Raw genomic sequence first — 18,627 nt, 5'->3', positions numbered from 1 at the left:
CATGTGCGGAATCAATATTATTATTGGTGATTATCCTGATTCAGAAGTTTTGATTCAGGAGATGATGAAAAGTACAGTTCATAGAGGACCGGACTTTTCAGCATTCAGTATAGTATCTGAACAGGTGTTTTTTGCTGGGAACAGACTCAAAATCCTTGACCTCACAGATGCAAGCAACCAGCCATTATGGAACAAAGAAAAAGATGCAGTACTGGCATGGAATGGCGCCATCTACAATTACCAAGACCTGAGAAATGAACTTCTGGACATGGGTTATATTTTTCAAACCAACTCAGATTCTGAAGTATTGCTTTACTGGTTAAGGGCTTTTGGAAAAGAGGGAATAAAAAAACTCAAAGGCATGTTTGCCATCGCGTTTGCAGATCTTCGCAAAAAGGAAACCCTAATTCTAAGAGATCCCTCGGGAGAAAAACCAATTTATTTTTCAAATATTAATAACTCCTGGTTTTTCTCCTCTGAAGCCAGGTCATTGAAATTAGGCCCAAATAAGTCACTTGGCATAAACACAGATCAATTTATACCCTATTTCTACCAAAGACACAGTTACCCAAATGCCAGTTTCTTTGAAGGAATCAAACAGCTTTTGCCGGGAAAGGGGATGCGTATTGACCTGCAGGGCAACTTACTTGAAGATTTTTCTTGGACTCATCCACCTTTTCAAAAACTACCCAAAAACCAGCACACATTTGAAGAGTTGCTCAAAGATGCAGTACTCAAAAACTTCCATACGGAAAGGAGAGTTGGAACCATCCTCTCCGGAGGAGCTGACAGTAGCCTGATCTATGCCTTGTGGTATGAGGAGACAGGGGAACCCATACCTTCATATACTGTTTCTTTTGACAAAAGCAGGCAATCCAAATACTCCGACCCTTCATTTACCAAAAAGCTTGGTAATAAATACCCTACACTAGCACATGAAGTAGTTGTAGACTTGGACAAAGTGAAAAAAAATTGGAAAGCATATATTGAAACCTTGGATCAGCCGGTCGGTGATTCGGCTTCTTTTTTAACCTGGATCACAGCAAAAGAAGCGGCTTCGAATGTTCAGGTTTTGCTTTCAGGAGCAGGTGCTGACGAACTTTTTGGTGGCTATAACAGACATCTTGCCTACCAAAGGTATTTGCAAAACACAGGTTTTTGGGGGCTCTTAAAAAAATCAGGGATTAGCAAAATCCTTCCGGACTCTCCAAAGAAGATGATTGAAAGTATTGAGAAGGATCCTTCCTCTACTTTTATCCAAATGTCAGCACTGCAAAACATACCCGAAAGTCTTTTGCAGGAATTTCACAATTGGTACCCAAAAGGTAACTCTTTGATCAAAAACGCTTTGGAGTGGGATAGGAGTTTCTACCTGATCAATGATATTCTCAAAATTCATGACAATGCCTGTATGGCTCACGGAATTGAAGGTAGAGCCCCTTATTTAGACTTTGACTTGATTTCTCTTAGCCAAAGTTTAAGTGAACAGGAAAACAGCTCTATATTGGGAAAAACCTGGATCAAAGAAGCACTCAAGAAGAGAGGGCTTGGATTTATTGCAAAAAGAAAAAAACTGGGCTTTGGACTTCCTCTCAAAGAGTGGATGAGTCAGGAAGCTTATCTGAGCTGGGTCTGTCCTCCTATTGAAAAGATGTCATCCCAATGGGGACATTTATTTCCCCAAGAAATGCGTACTTTGTCTCAGAGGCCCCGAAATGCCAAAGGCAGGCAGTACCTCCAGATTTGGAATCTATTTGTTTTGGCCTCTTGGCTTGAAATTCAACGGATATGAAAATTATATATGTCCATCAATACTTCGTCACTCCTCAAGAAGGTGGAGCCACCAGATCCTATCATCTGGCAAGAGGAATGGTAGCTAATGGGATTGAAGTAGAAATGGTTACTTCACACAACAAAGCCTATTATGATCTTCGGATCATCGATGGTATCAAAGTCCATTATCTGCCCGTAGCCTATAGGCAGCAATTTGGCTTTTTGAGAAGGGTTTGGGCATTTTTAAATTTTGTCAGACATTCCAAATTCTTGATATCCAAGTTAAAAGCCCCCGATTTTTTTTACATCTCTTCTACTCCACTGACAACTGGGTTGATTGGACTCTGGGCTAAAAAAAAGTTTGCTGTTCCCTTTTATTTTGAGGTAAGAGACCTTTGGCCGGATGCGCCGATCCAAGTCGGTGCCATCCGCTTCATTTTATTGAAAAAAATCCTTTATACTCTGGAAAAAAGGATCTACCAACACGCCCTCAAAATCATCGCTCTTTCTCCTGGAATAGCAGAAAAAATCAGAAAAAAATGTCCTAAAGCAGATATCCATATTATTTCAAACTTTGCTGATTTGGAAACCTTAAAGGCTTTGGACAAGGACGAAGCTACCCTGAGCAAATATGGGCTAAAGAAAACTTTCACCATTCTGTATGCAGGCGCAATCGGAAAGGTCAATGCAGTAAAAGAGCTTTTGAGCCTAGCTAGAATTTCCAATCAAAAGGCTAAGAATTATCAGTTTGTGGTCATGGGGCAAGGTTCTGAAAGCGAAAAGCTGATACAGAAAGCCAAAAACTTACAGCTCAACAACTTTTTTCATTTCCCTTTTGGGTCAAAGGAGCAGGTCAATGAGTTGATGAGTTGTGCTGACATGGCTTTTATTTCATTCAGCCAATACCCCATTCTCAAGACAAACAGTCCCAATAAGTTTTTTGACGCTTTGGCCTGTGGCAAAGCTGTACTAGTGAATCATAAGGGCTGGGTACATGAGCTGGTCAAATCTCAAAAACTGGGCATCTATTATACTCCTGCAAATAAACAAGAGGCCTTCGATAAAATCATTGCTTTGGCAGAAAACCCAAAAAAACTCAAAGAAATGCAACAAAGGTCCCGGTCCCTTGCCTTGTCACATTTTTCCAAAGAAATAGCTGTCAGCAGATTACTTTCTGTCATAGATGAAAAGCGCTTTGGGAAAATCACAGAGGACGGGGCTTATATCCTGACTGCCTGAAAATTTTATCGGTATCGGTTTCCATCATCATTTCAGGTAAGCTGAATTTGTTGTTGAACCTATAGTCATCTACAATATTCCACCCCAGCCATCTTCCTATCCTTCCAGGAGCATCAGGACTGATTTCATCAGTGGAAGGTGCCTCTCCAGTGTATTTGCGAATGACAAAAGGATTGGTTTCAAAAAGCAGGTCCCCTTCTACAAAATGTGCCCAGATAAATTCTTCATTGGCAAAACAAGCTGCAATTTCTTCTTCTGAGTAACCTATGATATACTTATCAGAAGTGCAGGGCAGAATACTTTTGGTAAAATGATAGGCCTTGCCATAATAAATCATTTCCGCCAAAAGCGTACTTTCTTTCATGTCTGTTTTATTGAAAACAGAGGATATGGCTGTGACAATGGTGGGAACAATATATTCCCTTTGGTATCTCTTACTGATGTATTGAGGAAGGTCCGGTGGCTGAAACCTATGTTCAAATGGCAAAAAGTAATCCAAGCCTATTACCAGAATATCAGCGTCAATGTAAATATCAGCACTGAACCCACTTACAAATGTGTAGACCTTGGGTACCTGAAATTCCGGAAAGTAATATTTGATATATTTAAAGGCATTCTCAATATCTTTTTCAAGATCCGAAATATCCTCAAAATTTATCCTCACCTCTTCATAAAGCTCCAGCATCAGACTGTCCTGGTTAGCAGCCAAAATCTCCAAAGCCAATTCTTCCGATGATTCATAACTTTCCAAAATCAAGACCCTTTCTGCAAATTCAGGAAACTTTTCCAGCAACTGCTTTACTTCCGCCTCAGTTTCTGCATTGAAAAAACTGTTTTCAAGCCGCTCTATTTTTATTTCTATTTCCTGAGCAAGTATATCTTCATCTAAAAAACATTCCTCTGAGGCTTTTTTACAGGAGAATAGACAAAAAGCCATCAAGAAAAAGAATACAAACCGTTGACGCATATGATTTTTTTGATTTTCAAACCCAAAACTACACATAATGCAAGTATAACGGGTCTGGTTTCAAAAATTATCTACAGGACATATCGATTTGTATTAATCACTCCTAAGTATTCAAATTGAATATTGCTATCACCAAAATCAAAAATATGAGTAGCTTTGAAAAATGACTTTGACAAGGTTTGCGTTATTTAAAGTATTGTACAGTCACATGCCTAGGTATTTATTTCTTTCCATCTTTTTTATTTCTCTAATTGCTTTCAACTCATGCAATATTGAGGGATCCTTACCTCCTGAAAACGAGGTGAATATTTTTGCAACCACAGAAGAAATCCCTGAACTATCCATATTTAGAGAGGCAGTGGAAATTTCCCTTTTGGCAGAGCCATTAGCTGAATTGGGACCTTTGACTGTGTTTGCCCCATCCAACGAGGCTTTTGAAAATACTTTTCGTGAATTTGGAGTTAGCAATATCCGACAGATCCCACCTGATGCACTGCAAGGCCTGCTTTTGTATCATATTATCATAGGTAGACAGTTGAGTAAAAATCTCCGTTCCGGAAGCATCCAAACCTTTTTGCCTGAAACCTCTCTTGAGCTGAATGTAAGCGGGAGCTCAATTTTAATTAATGGAGAAGTATCTATTATCCGCCGGGATATTGAAGCAGTCAACGGAATGATTCACATGGTGGATGCAGTCATCTTCCCCCCAAGCAATACTATCATGGAAGCCCTTGATTCCAACGGCAACACCATCATGTTCCAGGCTTTGATCGCAGCTGGCCTGGCAGAGCTTTTATCAAGCGAGGGACCATTTACGCTTTTTGCACCAAGTAACAATGCCTTTGAAAGATTTTTGGAAGACAATCTGATCACTGGGTCAGAGTTATTGGAATCTCCAGAGTTGCAGGATATCCTGCGCTACCATATTGTCAATGGCGTCTTAAACTCAACAGGATTCAACCAAGGGCCAGTCAACTCCAATTTGGAAATTTCCTTCTACATTTCCGAAGCTGTTAATGGAAACTTATGGCTCAATGGAATTGCAGGCTTTAATAGCACCAACATCAATGCGGACAATGGTATCATCCACGTTATTGATTATGTTCTTACGCCTCCAAGAGAAAACATTGTCCAATTCCTTTCCAGCTCTGCAAACAATTCCGAACCTGAATTCAGGATTTTGATAGAGGCAATCCAAATAGCCGGACTTGAAGATGAGCTCAGCGGAGACGCAACAGATGACCTGACTTTATTTGCACCTACAGATGCTGCATTTGAGGGACTGTTTGAAACCCTTCAGGTGAGCGGACTGAATGAGATTCCTGTAGCAGAGTTAAGAAACATACTTCTCTTCCATGTCCATCCAAACAGATTGTTCTCCCAAGGATTTAGAGAGGATGAGCCTTTGCAAACCTTGGTAGATGATCAGGAAATAACCGTGGATATAGCCAATATGAATGTGAACGATTCAGGCTTGATTCCAGAATTCCTCAATACCTTGACATTAAACGGAGTCATCCACGGCATAGACACTGTCATGGTTCCGGATTGATTTCCAGCCTGAATATTTCAGTTTAAATAGTGATAGCCAAATTGTGAAAAACCAGTGGACAACAGCAAAAGCCTATTTGAGTCATCTTAATTGGGACAAAACCTCCAATTACTTCAAACTTTTGCTGTCATTTTATTGGAGCCGTGCTGTCAAAAAGCCAATCATTTGGGGAATGCCCTCCACCCTTTCCATTGAGCCAACGACAAGCTGCAATCTTCGCTGTCCCGAGTGTCCGAGTGGATTGAGAAACTTTTCACGCCCTACAGGAATGCTTGATAAAAGGCTTTTCTACAATATCATCGAGCAAAGCAGGAAGCACCTGACTTATTTACACCTTTATTTTCAGGGAGAACCTTACTTACATCCCCAATTTACCGATCTGATAAGCTATGCCAATAGAGCTGGGGTATTTACCTCCACATCTACCAATGCGCACTTTCTGACTCCGAAAAATGTAGAAAAAACTATTGAATCAGGTCTCAAGCAATTGATCGTCTCTATGGATGGAATCACTCAGGAAGTCTATGAAAATTACCGAATCGGAGGAAAATTAGCCAAAGTTCAGGAAGGCCTTTCTCTCTTGATTGGCACAAGGAATGCAAAAAAGCGAGCGTACCCAAAAGTAATTCTACAGTTTTTGGTAACGGGAAAAAACGAACACCAAATTCCGGAACTTAAATCTTGGGCAAAAAAAATGGGAGTAGATGAGTTACAGCTCAAAAGCACCCAAATTTACAATTATGAAAACGGTTCTTCATTAATTCCTTCTGACCCCAGATACTCCCGTTATGTTCAAGCCAAAGACGGAAAATGGAAGCTGAAAAAAGAAATTGAAAACAAGTGCTGGAGAATGTGGCAGGGGTCTGTTTTAACCTGGGACGGCAAACTGGTACCTTGTTGCTTTGATAAAGATGCCAAACATGTCATGGGAGATCTCAAAGAATCCAACTTAAGCGACATTTGGAGAGGTAAGAAATATCATACATTCAGGCAACAGTTGCTGCAGGATAGAAAACAGATCGAAATCTGCAAAAACTGCACAGAGTAACACAACGGCATTCAATTTAGTTGAGCTCCTATTTCTTTACAACAGGGAATACTTATCTTTACGCTGATTTTCTTCTATTTTAATTAGAAAAAATGCCATTTTAGCCTGTTGGAGCGTTTGTTTCCAGGAAAAACAAGGCAAAACTATTATGACAGAGCTTTCACCATCACCCATAATGTCCACTTTATTCAGAAAGTATTTCTCCCTTTGTCTTGTCGCTTGCTTGATGCTTTTGCATTTGACACAGGCATCCCAAGCACAAAGTATGGCGGATATTGCAAGTATTCGTGTAGACGAACTCAGTGATTCCCAGATCAGAGAATTGGTCAAAAGAGCTGAAGAAGCAGGAATTTCAGATGTAGAGTTGATACAAATGGCCAAGCTCAGGGGACTTCCTGAAGATGAGGCTGAAAAGTTGGAAAGGAGGATACAAGACCTTGAACTTAGCAGCACTTCTTCACGCTCCAGGGCAACAGCTTCCAAAAGGGAACCCAGAAGGCAGATAGATATTTCTGAAATCTCCCAGAATATCTTCCGTTTCCAGCAAGATGGCTTGCAAAGTTTGGAAGAAAAAGAGTCCCGGGTTTTTGGGGCAGAGCTTTTTTACAATAAAAACAGAAGACTCAGCTTTGAGCCCAGCCTCAATATTGCTACACCAAAAAACTATGTACTGGGTGCTGGTGACATGGTCTATGTAGATATTTATGGAGAATCCGAACAGTATTACGAAGCAACTGTCAATGCTGATGGATTTATGATTTTGGATAATATAGGCCCCATTTCTGTTTCTGGAAAAACTATTGAAGAAGCAACAGGCATTATCAGGAACAGACTTGCAAATTATTATACAGGCATTCGTGGATCAAACCCAAGCACTTTCGTTCAGGTCACTTTGGGAAATGTCAGGACAATCCAAGTCCATTTAGTCGGAGAACTTCGTTTACCTGGAACTTTTACCTTAAGCGCATTCAGTACAGTATTCAATGCCTTGTATTCTGCGGGTGGTCCAAATGAAAACGGCTCGATGAGAAGTGTGCGTGTGATCAGAAATGGACAGCAGATAGCTACAATAGATATTTATGATTTTTTGGTCAATGGCAAAGCCAGTCTTGACTTCCAGCTTCAGGATCAGGATGTGGTTCTTGTAGATCCATTTATAGCCCGGGCCTCTGTCAAAGGGGAGGTGAAAAGACCGAAAATCTTTGAGATAAAAGAAGGAGAGACTTTTGAAGACCTGCTACGCTATTCAGGAGGATTTACCGATGAGGCTTTTAAAGACCGGGTCAATGTTACTCGAATCAGTGGAAAAGAAAGAGCAGTGTCAGATATTTTTGACAGTCAATTTGGTCTTTTTTTGGTCAAAGGAGGAGATGAGTACTTTGTTGGAAAAGTACTGGACCGCTATTCCAACAGAGTACAGATCAAAGGGGCGGTATTCCGTGAAGGAAATTATGGCTTAACTCCAGGGCTCACACTAAAACAACTGATACAAAATGCTGATGGGGTAAGGGGAGATGCCTACTTGGAGCGGGCGAGCATCCTAAGGACAAATGAAGACCTGAGCACTGAGGTTCTTACCGTCAATCTACAAAATGTACTCAACGGAACAGACAGGGATATTCCCCTTAAAAGGGAAGATGTGGTAAGGATAGCAAGCATTTATGACCTCAATGAGGAGTTTTATGTACAGATCAATGGAGAGGTCAAGAACCCTGGAACATATCCTTATTCCAGAAATATGAGCGTGGAAGAACTGATCTTGATGGCGGGAGGTCTCAGAGAAGCCGCCAATACCAAAGACGTGGAAATTGCCCGCAGATCTCAAGATACAGCAGTAGGAGCCTTTTCCCAACTTTTGCCTGTAAAGCTCAATGCAGACCTGACCCCGCAACAAAACCCTACAAGCCTTGAACCATTTGATATGGTGACAGTAAGAAGAAAGCCTAATTTCACCCTTGATAAATTAGTGCAGGTGGAAGGGCAGGTAAATTCGCCAGGGATTTTTTCAGTGAGATCTGCTGAGGAGCGGGTGTCAGAGGTAATCCAAAGAGCAGGTGGCCTAACACGCTTTGCATATCCCAAAGGAGCTACTTTGATCCGGAGAACTGAGTTTTACGACACGGAATCAGAGCAAATCAGAAGGCAGAGAAACCTCCTTGACCTCCAACAAAAGCTCCTAATCGACCCAAATAATACTGAAGCACAGGAATTGCTTCTTGAAAGGCTGTTCAAAGACCTGGACAATAACCCTGAGGTAAATAAAGAAGGCGCAGCTGTAGCAGAGTCCAGAAAGGATTTGATTACAGGAATTGCAGAAAGAAGACCTGACTTGGCTCCCATCAAAATCAAACAGACTGAGGCTATAGCCATAGACTTAGAGGCCATCATGAGAAATCCCGGATCTGATATGGATCTGATATTGGAAGAAGGTGACATCATTTCTGTTCCCAAGCAATTGCAAACAGTTCGTCTGAGGGGAGATGTGGTTTATCCCGCTACGGTAAGGTTTGAAAAAGAACGGGGAATGAAGTACTACATCAACCGTGCAGGGGGATTTGATAACCGCGCCAATAGAAAGCGTACCTATATTGTCTATGCCAATGGAGAAGTACGAAGAACAAAAAGCTTTTTGGGAATCAGGGTCTATCCTTCCGTCACTCCAGGTTCGGAAATCATAGTCCCTACAAAAGGTCCTAGAATTCCTATTAGACCAGGTGAACTTGTTGGTATCACCACAGGTTTGGCCACCCTAGTGCTTGTCATTACCCAAATCAACCCTTAAGAGAAATGGAGGAGCAAAAACATATCGTCGATGACAAAATCACACTCAGAGAAGTGGTGTTGAGATTCAAGTTTTGGCTATCCTACTTCATAGGTCAATGGAAGTTATTGTTTCTTGCTGGCCTGATAGGACTGGGACTGGGAGCCTTGGCTTCAGTCCTAAAAAAACCAGTGTACCACGCCGAAACCACTTTTGTGTTGGAAGAATCGGACATGTCGGGCTTGGGACAGATGTCAGGGCTGGCTTCCTTGGTAGGGGTCAACTTGGGTTCACTGGGATCTTCCAGCGGGCTTTTTCAGGGAGACAATATCATGGAACTGTACCGCTCGGACAATATGCTGGGAAAAACACTACTGAGTCCTTTTGATGATCAATCCCTACTAATTGACAGGTACATCAGCTTTCAGGAATTGGATAAAAAGTGGAAAAGAAAAGTCGACCTTACAGCAATGGACTTTTCCAAGCCAAGGGAAAACTTCACCGTAAGCCAGGATTCTGTCCTGAAAGAAATCTCCAAACTGATCAGGGAAAAACAGCTTTCTGTAGAAAAACCCAACCGAAAACTTACAATCATTCAGGTCAATGTCTCCTCTAAAGACGAAAAGTTTGCCAAAGTATTCAATGAGACGCTGGTAGATAAGGTCAACAGCTTCTACTTTGAGACCAAGACCAAAAAGACTGCTGAAAACCTGGAAATTCTCCAATCCCAAGCTGACAGTGTTAGAAAAATTCTCGACCAAAGCCTGGCAGCTTTTGCCAGCAGTACAGATAGAGTGCCCAACCCCAACCCCCTTCTGCAGGCAGCAACTGTAGACGCAAGAAAGAAGCAGGTAGATGTGCAGGCCTCTACAGCCGTATATACCGAAATCGTCAAAAACCTTGAGATTGCCAAAGTAAACCATCGCAATAACTCCCCCCTTATCCAGATCATCGACACCCCGGTACTTCCGCTCAAAAGGTCAGAAATAAAATTAGTGAAGGGAATGGTTTTGGGAGCTATTGCAGTGGGTTTTATCGCTTTACTTTTCCTTTATTTCGGAGAATTGTACAGGATACATGTAGAAGAAAAACAAGGACAGGAGATTTGAAATGCTTGAAAAAATATCCTCTTTTCCATTTAGCCACCTGATCCGGAACAAATCCATTCAGAACTTTATTTTTTTGGTTATCATACAGGCTTCTAACATCCTGATTTCATTGATTTCCATGCCCCTACTAATTCAGTCCATTGGGGTGGATCAGTTTGGCCTGGTCAACTTGGCTCTTTCCGTCATTATACTTTTGAACATACTGGTGGGCTTTGGCTACAACCTCAGTGGACCTAGAGAAGTGGCCATCCAACAAGGGAATAAGGAGCAGCTCTCCCACTTGTTTTCCAATATCATTTCCAGCAAAATATTGATGGCGGCATGCGCCTCCTTGCTTATCCTGATAGGGGTATTTGTGCTTGACCTTTTCAAAGAGTACCAGACCATACTCGTCTTTTCCTGTCTCTTATTGTTTTCAGAAGCTACTTTGCCATTGTGGTTTTTTCAGGGAATGGAAAAAATGAAGCTGATCTCCATTGCCAATGTATTTTCGAAATTACTTTTTTTGATGGGAATTGTGCTTTTTATCCATCAACCCGAACAGGCCAAATGGGTGAATTTTCTCTTGGGTGGTTCAGGGTTTGCGATCAATTCACTTTTGCTTCTGTACGTGCACTACGAAATGGAAATCAGGTTTTATAAACCCCGGTTTGTGCAGGTATTCAAATCCCTCAAAGAAAATACCCTGCTTTTTTTGTCCAACCTGGCTTCACATATATCCATCAATGGCGGGCTTATCGTGTTGAGCTTTTTTTCTGCAGCTGCTACCCTAGGAATGTTCAGTCTGGCAGAAAGAATCACCATGGTACTCAGGATGCTACCCGCTTTGATCATTCAGGCCATTTATCCCAATGCCTCAAAGCTTTACCAGGACAACCTTCCCCGTTTTTTTAACTTCCTGAAAAAAACTTACCTTATCGCATTGCTTTTGGGGGCAGGGCTTTCCGTGTTCACCTTCTTCACTGCTGGGTTTATAGTGGAAATCCTCGCCAAAGAACGTCTGGAAGAAGCCATCCTTTTCCTGCAAATATTGGCCTTCGTTCCTTTCCTAGCTTGCCTGAACATCATCAATGTGACCATGCTACTGGTGACGGATCAAAAAGACCAACTCTTCAAAGCATCTTGGCAAATGTGTATTTATATGCTTATTGCCTCAGTGGCTCTGACCTCACAGTTTGGAGGCATTGGTCTTTGCATTGCACTCCTGTCCACAGAAGTGGTGATATTCCTGATCTGCACTATCCTGATATACAAAAAAAACAAAGACCTTTACTATGGCTTCCAAAAAGCACTCTTCGGTAGCAGTCATCATCCTTAACTGGAATGGCTACGCACATACCCGGAGCTGTCTGCTTTCCCTGGAAAAAATCAGCTATCCGGATTATGGGGTATTTGTGGTGGACAATGGCTCACATGATGGCTCCGGTCTTCGCCTTCAGGAAGAATTCCCTGAAGTTCATTTCATTTTCAACCACAAAAACCTGGGCTTCACGGGAGGCAATCTTGCCGGATTAGATCAGGCTGTAAAAATAGGCTACGAATACTTCTTGCTATTGAACAATGACACCAGCGTAGAAGTAGATTTCCTTTACAAACTTATGGACTGTTTGATCAAAGACAGTAAAACCGGTCTCGTCCAGCCTTTGATTTTGTTTCAGGATTCTCCGGATATCATCTGGAGTGCCGGAGGAAGTTACAGCAAATTCCTCGGCATCTCCAAGACACTTGGCGACAGGGCTACTCTCAGAGAGTTTCCTTTGAATAGAACCCATCTGGACTGGGCTACTGGCTGTTGTGTTCTTTTTTCCAAAAAAGTATTGGATGCCACAGGAGGCTTCGCCAACAGCTTCTTTGCCTATTTTGAAGACGTGGACTGGTCCTTAAGGATTAGAAAAGCGGGCTATAATATTCTTTTGGCAAAACAAAGCATCATCTACCACGAAGGCAGCGCCTCTTCCAAGCAGGAGTCCGAAGAAGGGACCCTAAGCCCTACTGTATTCTACTTGCATTCCAGAAACCAGCTTTTCCAACTGAGAAGGCACCACAAAGGACTACAGGCAATATTGTCATGGCCCTATCACTTGTTGAAGTATTTGGCCTGGATGTCCTATTTTTGCCTGCGAGGAAGATTTACCAAGATGAAAGCCGTGGCAAGAGGAATCCGTGACGGCATGTTTTTAGACCACAGAAGCAGAGAACCCTTATGTCCCTGATTTTCTTTTTCCTGATAGCGATCCTGACCACTGTTCTGCTCTTTTGGGTGCTGAATCAGGTCCTGATGCACAGCAAATGGGAATATGGGGTGTATTTTCTTCTTTTCTTTCTTCCGTTTTACATTACCACACTCAGTGTAGTGTACCTAGCCACCAACTCCGCTCTAATCGTCAATATTTTTCAGTTTCTGAAAGAAATTGTGGTCTTAGGTGCATTGGCAGGGTTTTTACTGTTCAACAGAAATATTTTTGACTATCCCTTCCGCCTGCATAAGGTGGACTATCTCTATATTGGATTTATTGGGTTAGCATTCATTTATCTTGTTCTGCCCTTGGGTGCTGCCAGTACATTGAACAAAGCGCTTTACTTCAAAAATATGCTCATCCCTGCTCTGGTTTATTTTATGGGGCGCAATACTGTATTCAAAGACAAAGAAATCAGGTTGATATTCAGGGGCATTTTTGCAATCGCAGTAGGGGCATTTCTGGTCAATTTATTTGAAAAGACCATTGATACCCACTTGCAGTCTTTGACCGGATATGCTTTGTTTAATCTCGCTATCAATGATATAGAGCCTACAGGGCACTTTGACCTCACCTGGACTTTCGAAACCCAGGCTGTCACCAAAAGGTTGGCATCCTTTTTTTCTGACCCTTTGGAGTTGGCAAGCTCTGTGCTCTTGGGCTTTTCTGCCGGTCTGATTTGGTTTTTGACCAGTAAAAGAGAAAATTGGCTCATTCCCACCGTAGTCATGTTATGTTCCTTGGGAAGTTTGTTTTTTGCTGCCTCCAGGGCTGCCTTTTTGGCATTTTTCGTCATGATATTCTTTGTGGCGATTATTTTCAGGTTGTACAAACTGATACTCTCAGGTTTCGGACTGGTAATTCTATTTGTAGTCTACGTCCTGTTCTTCGCATCTGAGGAGTTTTATTATTTCGTAGTAGATACCATTACTTTCGAAAACACTTCCTCGGTAGGACATTTGGTGGAATGGCTGCTGGCTTTGGACTCCATGATTGCCAACCCATTTGGTATCGGGCTGGCCATGAGTGGTAATGTAGGTTCTGTAGAGGATGAACTCCGGGTTGGGGGGGAAAATCAATTCTTGATCTATGGTGTACAGCTGGGTTGGATTGGCATGCTTTTGTACATCCTATTGTTGGTATATGCCATCCTTACATCCCTTAAGGTGTTCAACCGTACAGATAACACCATGACCGCTAGGATCGCCTTTGTGGCGGCATCAGTCAGGGTAGGCTTGTTGCTACCACTCTTTACCGCAAATGCAGAAGTGTACACTTATGTCTCTTGGATGACCTGGTGGATGCTTGGCTATTCTGTCAATGCTTACCAAGGTATCAAGTACAAAAAACCCACTTTGGTATGACGAAGAAAAAAAGAGTACTTGTCGATCTGTTTTATCTGAATACTGCTCTGACAGGTATCAAAACTTACATGCTGGAGTTCTGTCATGCAGTAGATGAGTATCCACAATCTGACATAGAGTGGGTTTTTACCCACCAGGCCTCAGATCAAGCTCATAAGCACTATTTCCGGGGAGAAATTCCCCGCTGGAAAAAGCTTTGGTATCATATTTACTACTTTATATGGAAGCAAGTGGTACTTCCATATAAAGTGATCACTACCCAAGCAGATGTCTTACTTTGTTTTGATTTTATAGCTCCGGCGATTCCCCTAAATGTAAAAAAAATCACAGTGATCCATGATGCTTTTTTTTGGCAGATGCCGGAGCATTACAGTGCTATCTGGAGAAAATATTTCCTAGCCATGCTTTATGGAGGGCTGAAAGGTAATACTTCAATCATCACAACCAGCCAATATGCCAAGGGTTCTATACTCAAATATACTCCTATCCAAAACCCTATTGAGGTAATTTATCAATGCCCCAAACTGCTTCCTAAAAGTACCGATAAAGAAATTTTGGCTCAGCTTGGGGTCCGGCCCGGAAAATACCTTTTGCACGTGGGGAGTTTTGACAAAAGAAAACTTCTTCCTGTTTTGGTAAAGGCATTTGCAACTTTAAAAACTGAGAAAACCAAGGATTTAAAATTGGTATTGGTAGGGGAAAAAGGACTCAGTAAAAGTGTAGATGATTTTGATCATGTCCTAAAACTTATTCAAGAATATGGACTGGGTTATGATGTCAAAGTCCCTGGATTTTTAGAAGATCAGGCGGTCAAAACTTTATTTGATCATGCTTTTGCCTATGTATTTCCCTCTTCCAATGAGGGCTTTGGCATTCCTGTGATAGAGGCTATGCGCTCAGAAATTCCAGTAATTATATCAGATCAGCCAGCTCTGATAGAAATTGCCGGAGGTGCGGCACTGATTCATCAAACAGGCAATGTTGAAGATCTCACGGAAAAAATACAGATGTTGTGTGAGGACCCCCTACTGATAGCACATCTTGTTACTGAGGGTTCACACAGGTGGAAGCACTTCAATAGGAAGACTTTTTTGGATGCCTTTCTGAAAACATTTGAATGAGAAAAAACTGTTTGAAAATCAACTTCTTATATTCTCCCAAAAATTGAGCTGATAATTGTTCCTATTTTTGGAATAGAAAAAACTTATATGAATATTGTATAGGAATGTGGAAAGCGTAAAATTTGAAGCCTGCCCCCAGCACAAGCAGAAAATTAACCTCAAAATTGATTTCAATTTATTATTTTTAATTCAGGTATGGCCAAAGAAAAATCAGTAGAAGAAAGACTCAGGTTGATGCAAAGCCTAATCGAAAACTCATCAGACGGAGTACAGATTTCGCTAGAATCCGGAAAGCTTTTTTATATCAATAAGACTTCCAGTGAGCGCTTGGGGATAAGTATGGAAGAGGCTGAACAATACCACGTTTCGGATTTTGAAAAGATCTTTGATTCTCCTGGTGCTTGGGAAAGTCATCTTTCGGAATTAAAAAAAACTAACTCTCTTACCATGGAGGGATTCAACAAAAATCAGAAAACAGGTGAAACTATTCCAGTAGAAGTGACAGTAAAGTATATCCAAATCAATGGGGATGGGTATGTGATCGCAAGTTCGAGAGATATCTCTGCCCGCAAAAAAGCCATGACCGAAAAGGAACGGGACAGTCAACTGCTCAAGGATGCTCAAAAAATGGCTAATCTGGGTGGTTGGGAATGGGATTTGGAAAATATGACCATGAAATGGACTGATGAAGTTTATTCCATTTATGAAGTTGAAAATACTTATGAACCAGACCCAAATGAAAATTTAAGATTTCTAAATGAAGAAGGTCAAATAAGGCTGAAAAATGCAGTAAAGGAGTCCATTGAAAACAAAAATAAGAATGAAGTATCTTCTAAACTTATCACCCCGAAAGGAAAAGAAAAGACCGTAAAAATTTCCATCAACCCCATAGTGGAAGGTGAAAAAACAGTACGGCTGATTGGCCTGATCCAGGACATCAGCTTGCAGGAGTCTACACAAAAGACTATAGAAAAGCAGCTGAAACTTCAGCAGATCATGATTGATATATCCTCTACCTATATCAACATGGACATCAAAGATCTGGAAAAAAACATTCAGCACTCACTAGAACAGCTGGCACAATTTGTAGAGGCCGACAGAGCTTATATTTTCATTTATGACCATGAAAATCAGATAGGTGTCAATACCTATGAATGGTGTGCGGAAGGAATTTCTCCGGAAATAGAGAACCTGCAAGAAGTGCCTATGGAATACATGCCACATTGGGTAGAAAAACACCTCAACAGAGAAATTTTCGGAGTACCGGACATTGACGAACTGGATGATGACGTACTCAGGGAGATCATTGAACCCCAGGGCATTAAAACCATGATCACCTTCCCTATGCTCCATGGAAGCGACCTAATGGGTTTCGTCGGCTTTGATTGGGTCAAGGAAAAGCATCAATACTCCGAAGTCGAGCAGCAGATATTACTAATATATGCAGAAATGCTGGTCAACGTCAAAAAAAGGACAGAGTTAGAGCGCAGTTTGATTAAGGCTAAGGAGGAAGCCGAAGCTGCCAACAGGTCCAAATCAGAATTTCTCGCCAATATGAGTCATGAAATTCGTACCCCACTCAACGGGGTGATTGGCTTTACAGACTTATTGATCAATACTGATCTGAACAATGAGCAGCTACAGTATGTCACTAGTGCCAATACTTCTGCGCATTCACTCTTGGGAATCATTAACGATATTCTTGACTTCTCTAAAATCGAAGCCGGAAAACTGGAATTGGAGGAAGTTGAAACAGATTTAATTGAGCTTGCAGAGCAAACAGCCGATATAGTAAAATACAATACAGCCAAAAAGAACATTGAATTTCTCCTTAATATTCAGGTAGACATTCCAAGGTATATCATCGTAGATCAAATCAGGTTAAAGCAGATTTTGGTAAACCTTCTCAGCAATGCTATCAAATTCACTGAAAAGGGAGAGGTGGAGCTCAATATTGGTTACGAACCTGTAGACGAGAAGGAGGGAAAATTCACTTTTACAGTAAAAGATACGGGGATTGGAATTTCTGAAGAACAGAAGCAAAAACTCTTCAAATCATTTTCTCAAGCAGATTCTTCCACAACCCGAAAATTTGGCGGTACAGGACTTGGTCTGGTCATTTCCCAAATGCTTGCCGAAAAAATGGACTCACAAATAGTATTGGAATCAGAGCTGGGTAAAGGATCCTCATTTTCTTTTTCTTTACAAAAAGCATTTAAAACCAAATCAGAGCATCAAGCCCAAACTGAATTTACCAATATCAAGAAAGTTTTAATAATTGATGACAACAAAAACAATAGAACCATCTTAAAAGACATACTCGGACATTGGAATATCCAGTCTGAAACCGTGGATAATGGAATCGCAGCCCTTACCCTTTTGGATGAAGGAGCTGAGTTTGACATTTTTATTGTCGATTACCACATGCCTTTTATGGATGGAATCAGCACCATCAGAGAAATCAAAAAACTAATTGCCAAAAAAGAACTGGATAGGCAACCAAAAATCATTTTGTACAGCTCGGCAGATGATGCACAGTTGGACAAGCATGTCAAAGAGCTTTCTATAGATGTCAAACTGATTAAACCTGCGAAAATCTCAGAATTGTTTTACAGCCTTAATAAGCTCAGCAATAACCAGATTCCTGAAGAATTTGCACCAAATGAAAATACCCCGCTTGGCGTACAAAATCAGAAGCCTGCCAATGCCATGAAAATCCTGATTGCTGAGGATGTTTCTCTGAATATGCTCCTTCTAAAAACAGTAATACGAAATTATTACCCTGAAGCAAAAATAATAGAAGCCCAAAACGGACAGGAAGCTATTACGCAATACAAGAAAGAAAATCCGGATTTGATTTTTATGGATGTGCAAATGCCAGTTAAAGATGGCTTTGAAGCCACTCGTGAAATCAGAGAGTTAGAAACAAAGACAAAAAGCAGGGTACCTATCGTAGCGCTAACAGCCGGAGCACTTCAAAGTGAGCGTGAAAACTGTATGAATGCAGGAATGGATCATTTCCTTACCAAACCTATCGAAAAAGAAAAACTCTTGGAAGTGACAGAATTGATTTTCAACCCTGATTCCAAAGGTGAAGAAATCAATGAAGATATTTTTGACAAATCAGGTCTGCTTAAAGTGCTGGGCGGAGATGAATCTCTATTCAAGGATATATTGTTGGAAGGCTCTCAGGAGTTGAAAGAAAGCCTCAATATGCTGCAGAATTGCATCAATCAGTTCAATGAGTCAGAAATAGCCAGTTTACTCCATAAAATCAAAGGCATTGCGCTGAGTTTGAAAATGAATAAAATGGCTCAAAAATCCGAATCTATGGAAGAAATGCATTCAAAGGCCGAGCTGAAGGAAGCCTTTTTAGAGTTGGAAAAATGCTATTATTCACTTTCTAAGTATATCAAGTCAGGTTTTTAATACCTTTGGGTTGTGGAAAAGTTATTT

12 protein-coding genes are annotated in these 18,627 nt (G+C 41.2%); 11 read left to right on the top strand and 1 reads right to left on the bottom strand.

The window, feature by feature from the left end:
* Window position 1: 1 nt before the first annotated feature.
* Both asnB and A33Q_RS18800 read left to right on the top strand, forming a co-directional pair.
* Window positions 2-1,792, top strand: coding sequence for an asparagine synthase (glutamine-hydrolyzing) (gene asnB / locus A33Q_RS18805; protein ID WP_009033128.1), 1,791 nt, complete (start codon window positions 2-4; stop codon window positions 1,790-1,792).
* Window positions 1,789-3,012, top strand: coding sequence for a glycosyltransferase family 4 protein (locus A33Q_RS18800; protein WP_009033129.1), 1,224 nt, complete (start codon window positions 1,789-1,791; stop codon window positions 3,010-3,012). The genes asnB and A33Q_RS18800 overlap by 4 nt, the downstream gene beginning before the upstream one ends.
* On the opposite strand, the gene gldB is transcribed toward A33Q_RS18800, so the two are convergent.
* Window positions 2,978-3,979: a gliding motility lipoprotein GldB gene (gene gldB / locus A33Q_RS18795; protein ID WP_016255565.1), complete on the bottom strand. Its 1,002-nt coding sequence runs from the start codon at window positions 3,977-3,979 to the stop codon at window positions 2,978-2,980. The genes A33Q_RS18800 and gldB overlap by 35 nt on opposite strands.
* Window positions 3,980-4,187: 208 nt before the next feature.
* Here gldB and A33Q_RS21680 point away from each other — a divergent pair, with 208 nt between their 5' ends.
* The 9 genes from A33Q_RS21680 (at window position 4,188) to A33Q_RS18750 (ending at window position 18,600) form a co-directional block, all read left to right on the top strand.
* Entirely contained in the window at window positions 4,188-5,531 is a 1,344-nt protein-coding gene (locus A33Q_RS21680) for a fasciclin domain-containing protein (protein ID WP_009033131.1), read from the top strand.
* 43 nt (window positions 5,532-5,574) lie between these two features.
* Window positions 5,575-6,579: a radical SAM/SPASM domain-containing protein gene (locus A33Q_RS18785; protein WP_009033132.1), complete on the top strand. Its 1,005-nt coding sequence runs from the start codon at window positions 5,575-5,577 to the stop codon at window positions 6,577-6,579.
* 226 nt (window positions 6,580-6,805) lie between these two features.
* The gene (locus A33Q_RS18780) at window positions 6,806-9,361 is read left to right on the top strand and encodes an SLBB domain-containing protein (RefSeq protein ID WP_016255563.1); all 2,556 of its coding nucleotides are present in this window, start codon (window positions 6,806-6,808) and stop codon (window positions 9,359-9,361) included.
* A gap of 5 nt (window positions 9,362-9,366) precedes the next feature.
* Entirely contained in the window at window positions 9,367-10,449 is a 1,083-nt protein-coding gene (locus A33Q_RS18775; protein ID WP_009033134.1) for an exopolysaccharide biosynthesis protein, read from the top strand.
* Window position 10,450: 1 nt separating this feature from the next.
* Complete coding sequence (locus A33Q_RS18770) at window positions 10,451-11,767, top strand: oligosaccharide flippase family protein (protein WP_009033135.1); 1,317 nt, start codon at window positions 10,451-10,453, stop codon at window positions 11,765-11,767.
* Window positions 11,724-12,662, top strand: coding sequence for a glycosyltransferase family 2 protein (locus tag A33Q_RS18765; RefSeq protein ID WP_016255562.1), 939 nt, complete (start codon window positions 11,724-11,726; stop codon window positions 12,660-12,662). Before A33Q_RS18770 ends, A33Q_RS18765 begins: the two co-directional genes overlap by 44 nt.
* On the top strand, window positions 12,653-14,050 hold the full coding sequence (locus A33Q_RS18760; protein ID WP_009033137.1) for an O-antigen ligase family protein: 1,398 nt from the start codon (window positions 12,653-12,655) through the stop codon (window positions 14,048-14,050). The genes A33Q_RS18765 and A33Q_RS18760 overlap by 10 nt, the downstream gene beginning before the upstream one ends.
* The gene (locus tag A33Q_RS18755) at window positions 14,047-15,171 is read left to right on the top strand and encodes a glycosyltransferase family 4 protein (protein WP_009033138.1); all 1,125 of its coding nucleotides are present in this window, start codon (window positions 14,047-14,049) and stop codon (window positions 15,169-15,171) included. The genes A33Q_RS18760 and A33Q_RS18755 overlap by 4 nt, the downstream gene beginning before the upstream one ends.
* A gap of 195 nt (window positions 15,172-15,366) precedes the next feature.
* Window positions 15,367-18,600: a PAS domain-containing hybrid sensor histidine kinase/response regulator gene (locus A33Q_RS18750; protein ID WP_009033139.1), complete on the top strand. Its 3,234-nt coding sequence runs from the start codon at window positions 15,367-15,369 to the stop codon at window positions 18,598-18,600.
* Window positions 18,601-18,627 lie beyond the last annotated feature (27 nt).

Source organism: Indibacter alkaliphilus LW1 (genome assembly GCF_000295935.2).
GTDB classification, from domain to species: Bacteria; Bacteroidota; Bacteroidia; order Cytophagales; family Cyclobacteriaceae; genus Indibacter; species Indibacter alkaliphilus.
Note: the sequence above shows the minus strand (reverse complement) of the source record. Positions and strands in the feature narration are given on the sequence as shown.

Bases quoted from the DNA above. Each gene is read 5' to 3' on its own strand.
- asnB (WP_009033128.1), top strand. From the start codon at position 2: ATGTGCGGAATCAATATTATTATTGGTGATTATCCTGATTCAGAAGTT.
- A33Q_RS18800 (WP_009033129.1), top strand. From the start codon at position 1,789: ATGAAAATTATATATGTCCATCAATACTTCGTCACTCCTCAAGAAGGT.
- gldB (WP_016255565.1), bottom strand. From the start codon at position 3,979: ATGCGTCAACGGTTTGTATTCTTTTTCTTGATGGCTTTTTGTCTATTC.
- A33Q_RS21680 (WP_009033131.1), top strand. From the start codon at position 4,188: ATGCCTAGGTATTTATTTCTTTCCATCTTTTTTATTTCTCTAATTGCT.
- A33Q_RS18780 (WP_016255563.1), top strand. From the start codon at position 6,806: ATGCTTTTGCATTTGACACAGGCATCCCAAGCACAAAGTATGGCGGAT.
- A33Q_RS18775 (WP_009033134.1), top strand. From the start codon at position 9,367: ATGGAGGAGCAAAAACATATCGTCGATGACAAAATCACACTCAGAGAA.
- A33Q_RS18770 (WP_009033135.1), top strand. From the start codon at position 10,451: ATGCTTGAAAAAATATCCTCTTTTCCATTTAGCCACCTGATCCGGAAC.
- A33Q_RS18765 (WP_016255562.1), top strand. From the start codon at position 11,724: ATGGCTTCCAAAAAGCACTCTTCGGTAGCAGTCATCATCCTTAACTGG.
- A33Q_RS18760 (WP_009033137.1), top strand. From the start codon at position 12,653: ATGTCCCTGATTTTCTTTTTCCTGATAGCGATCCTGACCACTGTTCTG.
- A33Q_RS18755 (WP_009033138.1), top strand. From the start codon at position 14,047: ATGACGAAGAAAAAAAGAGTACTTGTCGATCTGTTTTATCTGAATACT.
- A33Q_RS18750 (WP_009033139.1), top strand. From the start codon at position 15,367: ATGGCCAAAGAAAAATCAGTAGAAGAAAGACTCAGGTTGATGCAAAGC.